Consider the following 15,982-nt stretch of genomic DNA (forward strand, 5'->3'; position numbering starts at 1 on the left):
GTCAAACACCTTCCACTGCCCGTCAGTGTCGATGAAATAACCCTTTGAACGCACGATATCGTCGGGCAGTTTTTTCAGCACCTCTTTGAACTTTTCCGGATCGCCCTCCCAGAAGACGCTGAGCGAGGCGAGATTATCCGGCGGCACCATGTGGGGCGTCATGTTGCTGAGCGTATCGTCAATGAACTTCTCCCACTCCGCCATCTCAGGAATCTCTTCGATCTTCTCTTCGGGCTCCGCCGCGGGACGGAATATCTCCCAGGGGACATTGCCGAAGGCGGCCCGCGTAATACGCGCCGCGGGGTTTAGCTGCCTCAGGTGCGCCTCAAGGGCGTCCGCCTCCTCGGCGGAAACCAGGTCCGTCTTGTTGATGATGAGATCGGTCGCCGCCTCCGTCTGGCGGATGACGGCGTTGAAGAGGTCGAGCCAATCCTCAAAATGGACCGCGTCGATCACACAGATATTGCCCGCCATCTGATAATAGTCATGGAGCATCCCGTGGGACAGGTCCTTTTTCATATCGGTGGTGTCGGCGACGCCGCTCGCCTCGACAAGCAGGATCGTCGGCTGATAGTCCTTAAGTATTGTGTAGAGGCCGCGCAGGAAATCACCCTTTGCGCAGGCGCAGAATATCGAACCGCGGCTGATCTCGATAATCTCAAGGCCGTTTTTGCGCACCACGTCGCCGTCGACGCCGGCCTTGCCGAATTCGTTCATCAGAACGGCGATTCGCTCTCCCTCGGGGTGCGTCTCAAGAAGATGCTTAAGCAGCGTCGTCTTTCCGCTGCCAAGAAACCCCGACAAAAGGAATACCTTGCATTTACTCTCTTTCATTCTCTCTCCGCTCCTCCGCGGTCATCGATCCGCAAAATTTTTATTGCAGTTTATTGAAGACTACCACACCTATTAGACATTATCAACTATATTAAAAGTAATCTATAGATAAAAAAAGACGGCTTTATGTCCCTATCACATATCATTCATTATATTCGTTTAGATATCGGAAAAGACCCGCAGGGACGAGACACTTTCCCTCGCGGGCCATTCATTTTAAGTATACGCCTGTAAAATGATCTGGCTTTTTTAGTATCAGAACACCTTTACCGCTCGTCCCTTTTTATCCAGCCGACCTTATGTCTAAGCAGTTCGAGCTGCTCTTCATACCACTCCTGCGAGTGCTTCAGCACGCTTTCCGCAAATTCGCGCGGCATATCGCCGCGCATTTTGAAAAGTTCCAGCTTCGCCCAGTAAAGCGTCGCCTGCCAGATGGGACGCCGCGTTTCGCTCACAAGCCGTTTAGCCACTGTGAAACAGATGCCTGCGTGGTACCAGTCTTTTTTAAGGGAGTTTATCAGCCCCATGAGACTGAAGGCGATCCCGCCGCCCTGGAGACCGTCTTCCCAGTCCGTGTGCATGATGTTGCAGATCTTGCCCATACGCTGCAGGTAAACCTCGGCCTCTTTATATCTTCCGAACAGCATGAGGCAGAAGGCCGCCTTCGCGAGTGAGAGCCCCAGGGCCCGGAACAGCGCCACCGATTCTCCGATATTGACGCAGTTTTCGTAAAATGACAGCGCCTCCTCTATCCTCCCCTGGGCAAGCTTCCAGTCGCCGCGGAAGTGTTCGGCGGCAATGAGGCAGACGGTGTAATTCTGCCCCTTTTCCTCTAGTTTTTCAAAGACCAGCGTCGACATCAGCAGGTACTTTTCAACCTCGTCATGGCGTCCCGCAAGTATCCGCGCGATGGCGATAAAGCGCAGCGCGATCCCCTCCCAGTGGCAGTAACCGGCCTTTTTTGCGTATTTGTAGAGCTTTTCCGCGCAGAAGGAGAGACGCCTAGCGTCGTCACGCTGGATCGCGAGATAACACATCTGTACGCCGGCCTTTATCACCGGCTCCGGCTCGCCGATGGCCATCGCCTTGCGCACGGCGCCGCGCAGCATATAGTCGGCGTCGTCATAGCGTCCGCTCCACCACAGATAACCGCCCTTTAAAATATAGAGGTCGCGCTCCATGCGCAGAAGGCCGGGGCTGCCGCCCTCAGTGCGGAAGAGGCGGTTCATTATCTCCCAGGCGTCGGCCAGCGCCTTCTGCGTGTAATTGACGTCTTCGGCGGTGGGGATATAGTGCATAAGGTCCTGGTCGACAAGCGTCGGAAACACCTCGTGAACGGCCATAAAGTGCAGCTCAAGCTCACGTATGCGCCAGAAAAGTTCTCTATCAGTCAGCTTCGCTTCGTGGCAGTGATAGTAGAGCCGGGAGCATATCTTTTTATGGCGGTACTGGAGAACGGACGGCGTCAGCGCTTCGAGTATCTCCATATTTTTCGCGTGGAGCGCCACCTTGCGGGAGACGGACATCCCATCGAGAAGCGCCTCGCGTATCTTCGTATGGGTAAAATAGTAGAGCACGTCGCCCTCGCCGGACTCCTGCTCGCGCAGGAAACCATGTAGCCTGAGGTTGTTATAAAACTTGGAGACCTGCAGCGGCGATATCTCCAATACCCGTGAGATCTCCTTCATCGAGGCGCACTCGGGACAGACGGCGATCGCCTCAAGAAAAAGCCTTTCATTTTCGTCGAGAAGCTCTATCATCGACAGATAGGTGTTCTTATAGGGGGCGGCTCCGTCGATTATGCCGTCCAGTTTATATTTCAGCAGCTCTTTGATAAAGAAGGGATTGCCCTCCGTCTGCATATAGACGTCGTGTATCCGCTCGTTGGACCACTCTTCGTCCGGCGCCATCTCATGGCAGATGCGGCCCGTCTCCTCAAGGTTGAATCTCCGCAGCGTTATCTCAAACTTTTCAAAAGGTTCGTCCGCGAGCGCCGTGCGCAGCATAAAGGCCGAGCGGATCTCCTCGAAGCCGGTGACGAGCATGTGGCGCGGCGCGCTGTTGTCGCACATCAGCGATTCGATGATGTTCCAAGAGGCGTCGTCCATCCACTGGATGTTCTCAATCACGAGCAGGCGGTGTACCCCCTCCGCGGTCTCGGCGGTGCGCTGGTAGATAAGGTCAGCGATATAGGAGTAGCTGAGCTCGGAGAGCGATTTGATATTCTCCTGCTGTGCGGGAGAGATATGGAGGGATTTCAGAAGACGCATGATGGGAGCCAGCGGATACGACTTCTCCTCCTGCCAACAGTCGACAGAGAAGCATTCCCACCCTCTTTCCGTGAGACAGGAGATGATCTCGTTCACAAATACCGTCTTGCCGATCCCCTGTTCGCCCCAAACCAAGCCGCATAGGGAGCGGCCCGGCACCGCGCCGGAAAAGAAATCGAGCATCCGCAGGATCTCATCGTTGCGGGCCAGCGGACTCTCCTCGCTGTTATGAGCCGACACCCTGATGTTGGGAGTCTCTTTCTTTCGCCTCATCAGCGTCGAGATATCGGAAAGGTTGGCTTCGATGCCGAAGTCGCTCTCTATGCGCGCGGAGAAGGAGCGGGCCGTGTCAACGGCCTTGATCTTCTGGTTGGTTTTTATATAGAGCCGCACCAGCTCTCCATGTATCTTTTCATCATAGGGCTCGCACTCCGTAAGTTTTTCATAGCATAGTATGGCGTCGTCAAAGCGGCTTTCTGCAAAACCGGCCAGCTGCGCCTGCGCCCGTTTTTTAAGATTACGCACAAGCATGTTATGATAATGCTGTCTCTTCGGCAGCAGCCAGTCGCTGAAGGAGGCCCAGTCGTCTATCTCCGCGATATCAAAAAAGGGGCTGCAGAGTCCCGAGATCTCGGGCCAGCCGAGAGAGTCTATCCGCGGCAGCAGGTCTATGTCGCGTTCTATCTTGAATTTTGCGTCAAGTACGACGGAACCTCCGCTGCTGAGATTCACAGGCAGGATTTTCTTTATATGGCTCAGCGCGTTGCTCAGATTCCAGCGCGCCTTTTCCATCGTTTTGTCGGCCCACAGATATTCGCAGATCTTATCCTTAGACAGAGTCTTTTCCTCAATCAGCATTAGCGCCAGTATCTGCGCCTTTTTAAACGGGAAAATATGAGGCGTCCCATCGATGAAAAGTTCCGGCGTTCCGAGAAAACGAGCCTTAAATTTCATATCATCTCTCCTGGGTATCTATAATTATTATCGTGTAATATCTTTTATATTTTATTTAAAAATAATTTTATAATAATTTAATGGTGCTTACTTTATTTTATATCATTTTTCATAATAAGAAAAATATCCGCAAATGTGCAAAAAGACACTCTAATTATAAACTCAGTTAAATCTTGTGCATCAGAAAGAATTCTTATTCATTATATTTCCGGAGGTCAAAAAAAATGCAAAAAAGCTCGTAACACAAATTTTAATTAATCCATCTTTAAAACGTAAAAGTTCATTATTTTGCATGGTTTTTACAGTTCGATGCTACCCTTCAAAGTACTAATATTAATTTTGCACATTAAATATAAATTAATATAAATAAATTATGCATAATTATTATTAGAATACGCCGTCAGAACCGAGATGATGCCCTGCCACCCAGCCAACCAGCTTTTAACACCACCACGCGTTACTGCCGCCTTGTGAAAATTATTATGCTTGAAGGAGTGATTTAAGTGGAAGAAAAGAGTGCAAAAAGAAAGTTTTCCATGCCCAATACGTTTGTTGTAATTTCGATCTTTATTATGCTGGCTACGGCGCTCACCTGGCTGATCCCCTCGGGGAGCTTTGAGCGCGCCTTCGACGAAGCTACCGGCAGGACGCTGGTCGTGCCTGGAACTTTCAAACTGCTTCCACACACGCCGGTCAGCCTGCCACAGATGGTCATGTCCATCTATGAGGGGATGGTAGACGCGGCGAACATCATTTTCTTTACCTTCTTCTCTTATGGTTTTATGGTGATGCTGATCAAGGTCGGCGCCTTCGACGCCGGCGTCGGCGCGATGATACGGAAGCTCAAGGAGAAAGACCATTATGCGATGCCGCTGATCGCCATCATATTTTCACTGATGGGAGCGGCTTTTGGAATATATGAAGAGACATACGGTTTCGTCCCCGTGGTGATGAGCCTCGGCGTAGCGCTTGGCTACGACCCCTTCTACGGCGCCATCACGGTCCTCGGAGGCATGGCGACGGGATACGCGGCGGCCTCGATCAACCCATACACGGTCGCCATCGCGCAGACCATCGGCGAACTGCCGCTGTTTTCCGGCATGGCCTTCCGCTGGATCTGCTATCTGTGCTTCATGTCGTTTTTCCTCACCTATATGTGCCGTTATGGGCGCATGGTAAAGGCCGACCCGACAAAAAGCTATGTTTACGGCGTCGAATTCCCATTTTTATCCACCTCATCATCGGCGGAACTCGTAGCCAAGGACTTTAACACAAGACATAAGATATCGCTGATACTCTGTTTCTCGACCGTTTTTATCTTCGCCTATGGCGCTATCAAATACGGCTGGTACTTCTCGGAACTTTCAGCGATCTTTATCGTCATGATGTTCGTCATTGGGGCTGTCAACAAACAGAGCATCAACGATACCTGCGAAGCCTTTGTAGACATCTCAAAGAACATCCTCTTCGCGGCATTCGTCATCGGCCTCTCCCGCGCCATCCTCGTCGTGCTGCAGAAGGGACAGATAATCGACACCGTCTGTTACTATTTCTCCAACAGCCTCAGCGATATGCCTAAAGTCGTCGCGGCGGAGGCGATGTTCGGCTTTCAGACGCTTCTTAACCTGTTCATCCCCTCCGGCAGCGGCCAGGCCGTCACCTCGATGCCGCTCATGATACCGCTTGCCGACCTGCTCGGCATCAACCGCCAGATCGCCGTGCTGACCTTCCAGTTTGGAGACGGGTTTTCCAACATTTTCTGGCCCACGGCCTGCGCCACCCTCTGCGCCGTCTCCGGCGTTCCAATCAACCGGTGGTGGAAATTTTTCGCCCCCTACTGCCTTTATGTCACGCTAATAACGATCGCCATGATCGCCGTAGCCGTCTCGATAAATTACGGTCCCTTCTAAACGGGGATCTCAGGAGGTGTATCTGAATTGAAAAACATTGCTGAAATCTTGGAGACAAAAAAGGCGTCTATCCTGGAACTGGAAAAATTCCTCTATAACAACCCGGAGATCGAGATGGAGGAATTCAAAGCGAAGGAAAAGTTCATTACGCTCCTGCGGCGTGAGAATTTCACTATCGAAAGCGATATCGCGGGCCTGCCGACCGCCTTCGTGGCCCATAAAAGCAGCGGCGCGGGCCCCAGCATCGGGATCATGGCCGAATACGACGCCCTGCCGGGAATGGGGCACGCCTGCGGGCATAATCTCATCGGCGCCATGGGCTTCGGAACAGCGGTCGTGCTGGCGGAAATACTTGGAGAGCTGAAGGGAAGCGTCTATCTTTTCGGAAGTCCGGCGGAGGAGACTGGCAGGGGCAAACCAGGGCTTTTGCGGGAGGGCTGGCTCAAAAAGGCGGACGTGGCCATGATGGTGCATCCGATGAAATTTTCCGCCCTCACCTCCAACATGGTCAATCTTGAGGGCTACGACATCACCTTTCACGGACGCGCCTCACACGCGGCGGGTTCGCCTGAAAACGGCGTCAACGCGCTTGACGCCGCGGTGATATTCTATAACTCCGTCGGCCTTTTAAGGCAGCAGACGCTCGACGGTTCGCGCGTGCACATGATAATCACAAACGGCGGCGCGGCGGTGAATATCATTCCCGATACCGCGGCGCTGCGCGTCGAGATACGCCACGAAAACCTCAAGTATTTCCGCGGGCTCGTGGATAAGGTCCTCGGTATCGCCCGCGCGTCGGCCCAGGCCGCCGGCTGCACGGTGTACATAGAGATGTTCGAACCGCCGATAGCCTGCATGAAAAACAACAGGGTGATGATAGATCTCTTCAAAAAGCATCTGCACGAAGCCGGCATTACGGAATATGTGGAGGAATTCAGCACCGGCGGCTGTACCGATATGGGCAACGTGAGCCAGGAGGTACCCTCCATCCACCCATTTATGAAGATGGTCCGCCCCGACTCTGACGAGCATACCCTCGAATTTTTAAAGGACGTCGACGAACCTTACGCGATAGAGCAGATGTATAAGATCATCGAGTGTATGGCCGGAGTCGGCGCTGACATTCTCAAAGAACCGCGGCGGCTGCAGGAGATAAAAGACGATTTCGCAAAGGCATAGCGTATAGGATATAAGTCCGTTGATATCACAGCTTATCAAAAAGGGGACGGCTTTGTAAAAAGCCTTACCCTTTTTTCTCCGCTCTACCGGTCAAGCCTGGACTTTACCAGACAAGCCGCAGCTTGAGCGCTGAGGCGCAGATTCATCAACTCCCTATCGGCAGACAGGTATCAAAATCAGACCCTTTGGCGGCGGTATGGGTTTTTTACGGTGGTAGACGATAAAATCTGCCGTCTTTATGTTCCGCTCAATAAAATAAATGTAAAAAATGCCCAAGTGTTTTTTCATATTTTCAAAATCATTCAAGAATAGACATGAATAGTTTTTGCATCCCTTTTGCAGAGGGGTGGTATCTTGTACTCATCAAGTGAAATTCAAGTTGCAAACAAAAAAACTAAATCAAAGAAAGACGGAGGTAGTAACTATGTCAATAGCACAGGTTCGCCAGTATATGGTTGATGGTGATGGAGATGCGGTGGTAGCCCTTGTAAACGACTTACTCGCCAAAGGCACGGCTGCACAGGAGATCATGAACGGTCTCACAGAAGAGATGGGCATACTCGGACAGAAGTTTGAGAACTTCGAAGTATTCCTTCCCGACCTTATGATCGCGGGCGACGCCTTCATGCAGATAATGTCCGTCCTTAAGGAACACCTTGTCGCCGCCACCGACGGCACCGCGGCCAAGACCGTTATCATCGGCACCGTCAAGGGCGACTATCACGACATAGGAAAGAACATCGTCGGCATAGTCCTCCAGGCCAACGGATTCAACGTCGTAGACCTCGGCGCGGACGTAGACCCTGTAGCATACCTCGACGCGGCCCGCAAAGAAAAGGCTGACGTAGTCGGCCTCTCCGCCCTGATGACCACAACGATGCCCGGACAGGAAGAGTTCATCAAGCTTGTTAAGGATGCCGGAGAGAAGGGCAAGTACCTCGTCTGCGTAGGCGGAGCCCCGACCTCGGTCGAATGGGCTGAGCGCATCGGCGCCGACGTATGGTCCTTCGACGCATTTGAGTGCGCGGCGAAACTTAAGAAGCTTCTCGGATAGTTTTTAATATCAGGATAATGGGGGAATAGACAATGTCAACGTTCAGAATGTGGGAAGTATTCGCAAAGGCCGATGACGGCCCGTTCTATAAGGACCAGGGAGAGTGGATGATCAAGAGTTTCATCCCCAACATGAGAAGGGTCGTCAAAGAGCACAACATCAAGTATGACGGAAAGACGATCGTCAACCAGGACGACGACCTCGCCGACAGAGTATGGGAGGCCGCGAAGGACTTCTTCGTATCAGTTGGCGTATATAACCAGGATACTCACCGCGTCATGAAGTTTACGGAGCGCGAAGTCAACGAAGTTCTCTACACAAAGCGCCCCAAGTACATGATCGGCGCCGGCCATGACCAGCGCTGGCTTCAGGTCCGCGCGGTAGAAGACAAGGAGCGCCGTCCCTTCCACCTCTTCAGCCCCGACGCCAACTTCAGCACCGACATTCACAAGAAGGCCTGCATGGCTTACCTGAAGGAACCCCTTCTTGACGGCCTCTGCGCTCCTCTGCTTGAGGACTTCATGGGCCGCAAGGCGACCTCCCAGAACCCGACCGAAGTAGCGGCGGCAATGGAGCACGCGATGAACCTCAGAGACGCCCAGCGCCTCGTCGGCAGACCCGACGTGTGGACGGTCTCCGTCGGCACCGCGGAATCGGCACAGGCTCAGATCGCGGCGGGAAATCCCGTCTGGGGCGTACGCCAGTCACATCTCGACGGCCGCATGGTCTCTATCCTCACAGAGATGACGACCAACAACGCGATGCTCAACAAGTCGCTCCACTACCGTTCATACGGCAACGTATTCGGTAACCTCTGCGGCGCCATCTTCGGCGGACACGCGGGCGGCACCGAAGGTACGCTCGTCCTCCAGACGGCTTACAATATCGAAGGCGCGTGCCTCTACGGCTCATGCTGGGCGCTGAACTTCCCCTTCCACCTCAAGTGGCAGTCGACGACCACCAGAGAGCTCCTCTGGCTCCAGAGCGTACTGAGTCAGGCGATGTCACGCAACTCGAACCTCATCTTCCTCAACAACCTATTTGCGAACGCAGGTCCCGGAACAGATCAGCTCTACTGGGAGTGCGCGAACCACGCTATCGCCCTCGAGTCTTCGGGCGGCAACCCATGGGGCGCAGCGACCTGCCGCAACAAGTTTACCGACATGGCGACACCGCTTGAATCACGCTTCTACCATGAGACGAACGAGGCCTCCTTCAAGATGCGTCTGAGCAGGGCGAAGGCGGAAGAGATCTGCCAGAAGATCATGGAAAAGTACGAGAAGCTTATCCCCGTCGACAACTACGGCAAACATATCCAGGAAGTTTACGATATGGAACGCCTCGCACCGCGTCAGGAATATCTCGACCAGTATGAGCGCATGAGGGACGAACTCAACAAGCTCGGCGTCGAATACGCCTATTAATAATACTGTCCGGCCAGATGAAGAGGCGCGCCCAAAGCGCCTCTTCATCTATAAACATTTAAATACTAAGAACGGGGTGAATACATGAACGGTAAAGAGAGAGTTTTGAAGGCTCTGCGTTTTGAAGAGGTAGACCGTGTACCGTGGGTTCCCTTCACCGGCGTCCATGTGGCTAAGCTCGTAGACTCTAACGCCGAAGAGCTTTTAAAGAACGGAGATATTCTTGTAGAGGCCGTCAGCGCGGCCGCCGAACGTTATTATGCGGACGGCGTCTGCTCGGCCTTCGACCTGCAGGCGGAGGCAGAAGTCCTCGGATGCGCTCTGCACTGGAGCAAGAACAACCCGCCGGCAGTCACCGGCCACGTACTCGCGCAGGGCAAAACGCTGGAAGATCTGCCTGAATTCACAAAGGACAAGGGCCGTCTGCCGATGTTCTTCGAGGCGACGAAAAAGCTCGTGGAGAAGGTAGGAGACGAAAAGGCCGTTTTCGCCCTCTGCTGCGGCCCGTTCACGCTCGCGCTGCATCTGCGCGGCTCGGCCTTCATCATGGACATGATGAAAAAGCCGGACGAGGCCCATAAGGTCCTTGAATACTGCGCCGAGATCACGCGCCGCATGGGCGAGTGGTATATGGAGACCGGCGCGCATGTCGTGGCCGTCGTCGACCCGATGACGAGCCAGATCGCCCCGAAACACTTCGAGGCTTTCGTCACACCCTACGTGAAACCCGTGATCGACGAGGTGCATGGCAGGGGCGGCATCGTCACGCTCTTCTGCTGCGGCAACGCGACAAAGAACATCGAACTCATGATGAAGAGCAAGCCCGACGCGATCGCCTTCGACGAACAGGTCGACCTCCAGTTCGTCAAAGACCTCGCCGATAAATATCACGTCTCCTTCGAAGGTAATATCCCGCTGACGACGACTCTGCTCTTCGGCTCCCCGCGCGAATGCGTAGCGGATATCAAGAAGAGAATAGAGATCGGCGGCCGCCGCGGATATATCCTCTCACCTGGCTGCGACCTGCCCTACGACACCCCGTTCTATAACCTCGAGGCCGTCGGCAAGTACGCCGCGACCGGCGAAGAACCCTCTGAGACCTCCGGATTTATGTCGCTCGAAGAGGCGCTCAACAACGCCGAAGAATCGGGAGACGTCTTCGAAGATGTAAAGATAGAGCCCGGCAAGGTATTCATCGAGATAGTCACCCTCGACTCGGAGGGCTGCGCTCCCTGCCAGTATATGTGCGAGGCGGTAAAGAACGTGGCTCCGATCTACGGCGACAAGCTGACCTGGCGTGAATCGCTGATCAAGAGCGCCGCCGGCATCAAACGCACGATGTCTCTCGGCGTCGCAACGCTGCCTACGCTTCTTATCAACAACGAGGTCGTCTTCGACAACATCACGCCGACGACGGACGCGCTCATCAAAGAGATAGATAAGAGACTGTAACCCACATGAGGCGCCCGGCTTCGGCACGGGCGCCCCTTAAAGGCTGCGGTCATCCGGCTTCGGCCATCCGGCTTCGGCCATCAAAAAAAATACCGGCGGAAACAGCAGGTGGTTCTTACGGGGGTATCCCGCCCGCTGGATGTTTTATTAACTTTTTTAAATATATTGCAGCAAAAGCACCGGAACCAAAAACCAGAAACAGAAGCGGAGGAATAAGAAATATGGAAAGCAGCACAAAAAGACCGTCCTTCCCCGTTGCCCTGGGGACCTTCATCTGTATCGCGGGAATCATAAGTTTTGGATTGCTCGGCCTCGGCCTTGACGCCCATGTGCCGATCGCGGTGGCCGCGGCGGTGGCGGCCCTCGTCGGCAAATTTATTGTGGGCGTGACCTGGGAAGAGATGGAGATCTCCATCTGCAACGCCATCTCTTCGTCCATCGGCGCTCTTCTCATCCTCATCGCGATCGGCATGCTCGTCGGCTCATGGGTACAGGCCGGAGTCGTTCCCGGTCTTATCTATTATGGATTCGACGTGCTCTCACCCGGCATTTTCCTCTTCGCCACGCTCATTATATGCTCCATCGTATCCGTAGCTATCGGCGCCTCATGGGGAGTCGGCGGCACGATCGGCGTCGCCCTCATCGGTATCGCCGCCGGACTTGGTATCCCCGCCCCTCTAGCGGCCGGCGTAATAATCTCCGGCGCCTATTTCGGCGATAAGATGTCGCCCCTCTCCGACACGACGAACCTGGCCCCCGCGGTCTCCGGCTCGAACCTCTTCGACCATATCCGCGCAATGATGTGGACGACGATCCCTTCGTACCTCATCGTCATTGTGATAACGATCGTCCTCGGGTTCACCTTCTCCGGCGGCGCAAACGGAGCCTTTGACGCGAGCCGCATCGAGGCGTTTCAGAAGATACTGTCAGCGGAATTCCAGATCAATCCCATCTTCGTAGCCGTACCTCCCATCGTCGTTCTCGGCCTGGTCATGATGAAATGCCCGGCGCTGCCCGGTATGATAGCCGGCGCCGCTACAGCTTCGTGTATCGCCATGTTCCAGGGCAAGAGTCTCGCCGAGGCGCTGGGCGCCATCCATTACGGATATGAGTCAACGATCGCCACAAAGCTCTCGGAGACAAGCATGGAGGCACTGCCAGCCCTCATGAACGAGCTTGGCATCCACGGAGTCTCCGCGGATATGGCGCACGAGGTCAGCTCAATGGTCGTAGAGCTCCTTAACAGAGGCGGCCTTGACAGCATGATGTGGTCCCTCTCCCTGATTATGATCGCCCTGGTCCTCGGCGGCGTAATGGAAAGCTGCAACTACCTGACCGTTCTGCTCAACCCGCTGCTTTATAAGGTCCGCACCGTCGGAGGCTTCGTAAGCCTCGTCGTCGCCTCCTGCTTTGTAAGCAACGTCTTCCTCGGCGACCAGTATCTCGCGATCGTCGTTCCCGGCCGTATGTTCAAATCCGCGGTCGCGAGAACCGACCTTTCGCCGCGTATGCTCTCGCGTACGCTGGAAGACTGCGGCATGCTCACGGCGGTCCTCATCCCCTGGACGGGATGCGGCGCCTTCCAGTCAAGTGCTCTGGGCGTCCCGACTCTGGCATACGCCCCCTACTGCTTCCTCAACTATATCAACCCGTTCGTGGCGATAGCCCTCTCCTACCTCGGCATAGGCAACTACTGGGGCAAGGATAAGGCCGACAAGGTCGAAAAGAGGACCGCGCTCGTATTCCCAAGGGAAGAAGCCGAAGCATAATATTTTTCGACATCAGGAGGGAAAGGATGGATGGGGCGCGCGCCCTTCCGCCTCCCTCTGTTATAGCCCGATCATCCCGAGGACGAAGCCTTTGCCCATAAAAGCCTTCGTCCTCTATTTAAGTATTATATTTACGAATTGACGGCTGGCCGTCAGAAGGAGGTCCCGCCCGATGAAAAATATCCAGAAATCCCTCGCCGTTGTTGCCCGCGACGAAAAGGCGATCTCACCATCGTCACGCTCGCCATATTATCCGTTCGCCGCCGCCTCCGGCGCCGGAGCCCTGCTGAAAGACGCCGACGGCAACGAATATATCGACTTCTCGGCAGGCGCCGCCTCGCTGAACACCGGCACCTGCCATCCGCGTGTCGTCACCGCGATAAAAGAACAGGCGGAAAAGCTGCTCTGCTACACCATCGGCTATATGTATGAAGAATCGTCCGTGGAACTCGCGGAAAAACTGATCTCCATAACGCCGGGAGATTTTCCGAAAAAGGTCGCCTACGGCCTCTCCGGCTCCGACGCCATAGACGGAGCGATAAAGTTCGCGCGCAAATACACGGGACGCAGCGAGATCATCACCTTTCAGACGGCCTACCACGGCTGTACCTACGGCGCGCTGTCGGCCTCGGCGATCTGCCTCAACATGCGGCGCGGCATCGGCCCGATGCTGCCGGGCTTCCACCATTTCCCCTATCCGCAGTGCAGCCGCTGTCCCTGGAAGGAAGAGCCCTCATCCTGCTCGCTCGCCTGCCTTGAGGAGATAAAAAAGGCCTTCTCTCTCTATCTGCCGCCGGAAGAGGTGGCGGCGGTGATCATCGAGCCGGTTGGAGGGGATATCGGCATCGTAGTCCCGCCGGCGCGTTATGTGCGGGCGCTTGCGGAGCTCTACCGCGAACATGGGATACTCTTCGTCTCCGACGAGGTCCAGCAGGGCATGGGGCGCACCGGCAAATGGTTCGCGATAGAACATTTTGGGATAGAGCCCGATATTATCGCGGTATCCAAGTCGCTCGCTTCGGGAATGCCGCTCAGCGCGCTCGTCATGCGTTCTGAGATCGCCGATTCGCTCAAAGACCCGGGACATTGTTTCACCCTCGCGGCGAACGCCGTCTGCTGCAGGGCGGCACTGGCGACAATTGAAGTCATAGAGGACGAGCGGCTTTTAGAGAGAAGCGCAAAACTCGGGAGAAATATATGTGGGCGCCTAAACTCCATGAAGAGAGAGAACCCGCTGCTGGGCGATACGCGAAGCCTGGGGCTGACGATTGGACAGGAAATAATAAAAGCGGACGGCGGCCCAGACAGAGACGCCTGCGCGAAAATATGCTACCGCTGCTGGGAAAAAGGGCTCATCCTGACATTTCTCAGCGACAACGTTTTGAGAATCCAGCCGCCGCTCGTTATAAGCGACCAAGAAGCGGAAAAAGGGCTTAAAATAATAGAGGAATCCCTCGAGGATTACAAAAACGGAGCCATCAGCGACGAAGCGCTCCTATTCGCAAAGGGGTGGTCGTAATGTGTGATAAAGACCGCAAGATCACAATAACCTTTATGCCGGACAATATAGAGGCCGAGGCGCGCAGCGGCGAACTCGCGGCGGACGCCGCGGCATCGGCGGGCGTCGGAATCGGCCGGCACTGCGGCGGAGCGGGAGTCTGCGGCAAATGCCGGGTAATGGCCGGTAAAGACAGCCCCTTCGCCCCGCTGACCAAGACCGAAGAAAACCTTCTGACCCCTGATGATATAAAACAGGGAGTACGGCTGTCGTGCTGCGCCAAAATTGTAAAGAGCGGCACCATACATGTCGTGGACCGGATAAAGTCCGCTGGGAACAGCATACTGGAGGGTTTTTCACATGATATATCCGAATGGGCTCCGGACTGTGACGGCTACGGGGTTGCCGTAGACATCGGCACCACCACCGTCGTATGCTACCTTTTGGCACTCGCCGGACATACGGTCGTCGACAGGGTCTCATTCCTGAATCCACAGGTCGCCTTCGGAGACGACGTCATCTCGAGGATAGCATATTCTTCAAGCCAGCCGGAAGCGCTGGAACGCATCCAGAGAACACTTACCGACGAAATGGATAAAAACATCGGCACGATGGCCGAAAGAAACGGCATCTCCAAGGAAGAAATAACCGAGATAATGATCGCGGCAAATACCGTCATGGAGCACCTGTTCGCCGGCATCTCGCCGAAGAGCATCGGCCACAGCCCCTACATGCCGGAATTCTTCCTGAAGCCTCCCTTTAAAGCCTCCGCCGTCGGCATAAACATCAACGAAGCTGGCGTCGTGAAGATGATACCAAACGTCGCGGGTTATGTGGGAGCGGACATCGTCGCGGGCGTCGCCGCCCTTGATATGGACCGGCAGGACAAAATAAGACTGCTTGTCGACATCGGCACCAACAACGAAATAGTGATCGGCGGCAGCGGGGGGATGTTCTGCTGCGCGACGGCCGCGGGGCCGGCGCTGGAGGGAGCCAGGATACAATACGGTATGCGCGCCAGCGTCGGAGCGATAGAAAAAGTCACCCTCGAAAACGGCCTCCTTAAATGTCAAACCATCGGCGGCGAAGCGCCTAAGGGGCTATGCGGCTCGGGGCTCATCGACGCCATCGCCCTGCTTCTTGACGAGGGGATCATAAATGAAAGCGGGCGCTTCGAATACCCGGAAAAATGCCGTGACGAGCACTTCATGGCGCGGCTGGGACGCAGCGAAAGCGGCATGGTTCGCCTACTCCTGACAGACGGAGAGCACCCCGTTTACCTGACGCAGAAAGACATCCGCGAGGTACAGCTCGCCGTAGGCGCGGTGAAGGTCGGCGTCGAGGTGATGCTTGAGCACGCGGGGATCACGAAGGATGAGATAGCGGAGGTCTGCCTCGCGGGAGCGTTCGGCAACAACATAGACATTGACAGCGCCGCGCGCGTCGGTTTAATACCTGATATCGAACGCGCGAGGATACATGGAGTAAAGAACACCTCGGGGCTCGGCGCCTGCCTGGCGCTCGCAGCCGCGGAATTTTACGAGAGAACGAAAGAGACCGCGCGGAAGATGTCATACGTCGAATTATCCTCCCTGCCGGATTTCCAGAAACGTTTTGTGAAGGCGATGTCCTTCTGAT

The 15,982-nt window shown here is 54.8% G+C and carries 10 protein-coding genes; 8 read left to right on the top strand and 2 right to left on the bottom strand.

Annotated elements, in window-relative coordinates:
- Both LIO98_RS07220 and LIO98_RS07225 read right to left on the bottom strand, forming a co-directional pair.
- The coding region (locus tag LIO98_RS07220; RefSeq protein WP_291954808.1) for a CobW family GTP-binding protein at positions 1 to 834 on the bottom strand (834 nt) is incomplete at its 3' end.
- Positions 835 to 1,100: 266 nt separating this feature from the next.
- On the bottom strand, positions 1,101 to 4,058 hold the full coding sequence (locus LIO98_RS07225) for an AAA family ATPase (RefSeq protein ID WP_291954811.1): 2,958 nt from the start codon (positions 4,056 to 4,058) through the stop codon (positions 1,101 to 1,103).
- 503 nt (positions 4,059 to 4,561) lie between these two features.
- Between LIO98_RS07225 and LIO98_RS07230 the strand changes: the two genes are divergently transcribed.
- The 8 genes from LIO98_RS07230 to LIO98_RS07265 all read left to right on the top strand — a co-directional run bounded on the left by LIO98_RS07230 (position 4,562) and on the right by LIO98_RS07265 (position 15,981).
- Positions 4,562 to 5,968: a TIGR00366 family protein gene (locus tag LIO98_RS07230; RefSeq protein ID WP_291954814.1), complete on the top strand. Its 1,407-nt coding sequence runs from the start codon at positions 4,562 to 4,564 to the stop codon at positions 5,966 to 5,968.
- Between the two features lie 27 nt (positions 5,969 to 5,995).
- The gene (locus LIO98_RS07235; RefSeq protein ID WP_291954817.1) at positions 5,996 to 7,147 is read left to right on the top strand and encodes a M20 family metallopeptidase; all 1,152 of its coding nucleotides are present in this window, start codon (positions 5,996 to 5,998) and stop codon (positions 7,145 to 7,147) included.
- Between the two features lie 424 nt (positions 7,148 to 7,571).
- Positions 7,572 to 8,201 carry a cobalamin-dependent protein gene (locus tag LIO98_RS07240; RefSeq protein WP_291954819.1) on the top strand — a complete coding sequence of 210 codons (630 nt, stop codon included), beginning with the start codon at positions 7,572 to 7,574 and terminating at the stop codon, positions 8,199 to 8,201.
- A 32-nt stretch (positions 8,202 to 8,233) separates the two neighbouring features.
- The gene (locus LIO98_RS07245) at positions 8,234 to 9,625 is read left to right on the top strand and encodes a monomethylamine:corrinoid methyltransferase (RefSeq protein ID WP_291954820.1); all 1,392 of its coding nucleotides are present in this window, start codon (positions 8,234 to 8,236) and stop codon (positions 9,623 to 9,625) included.
- Positions 9,626 to 9,709: 84 nt separating this feature from the next.
- Positions 9,710 to 11,077 carry a uroporphyrinogen decarboxylase family protein gene (locus LIO98_RS07250; RefSeq protein ID WP_291954822.1) on the top strand — a complete coding sequence of 456 codons (1,368 nt, stop codon included), beginning with the start codon at positions 9,710 to 9,712 and terminating at the stop codon, positions 11,075 to 11,077.
- 221 nt (positions 11,078 to 11,298) lie between these two features.
- A complete protein-coding gene (nhaC, locus tag LIO98_RS07255) occupies positions 11,299 to 12,846 on the top strand; it encodes a Na+/H+ antiporter NhaC (RefSeq protein WP_291954824.1) in 1,548 nt (515 codons plus the stop codon).
- A 172-nt stretch (positions 12,847 to 13,018) separates the two neighbouring features.
- Positions 13,019 to 14,365 carry an aminotransferase class III-fold pyridoxal phosphate-dependent enzyme gene (locus LIO98_RS07260; protein ID WP_291954826.1) on the top strand — a complete coding sequence of 449 codons (1,347 nt, stop codon included), beginning with the start codon at positions 13,019 to 13,021 and terminating at the stop codon, positions 14,363 to 14,365.
- Complete coding sequence (locus LIO98_RS07265; RefSeq protein WP_291954828.1) at positions 14,365 to 15,981, top strand: ASKHA domain-containing protein; 1,617 nt, start codon at positions 14,365 to 14,367, stop codon at positions 15,979 to 15,981. The genes LIO98_RS07260 and LIO98_RS07265 overlap by 1 nt, the downstream gene beginning before the upstream one ends.
- Position 15,982 lies beyond the last annotated feature (1 nt).

The sequence above is a fragment of the Cloacibacillus sp. genome, from assembly GCF_020860125.1.
GTDB lineage: Bacteria > Synergistota > Synergistia > Synergistales > Synergistaceae > Cloacibacillus.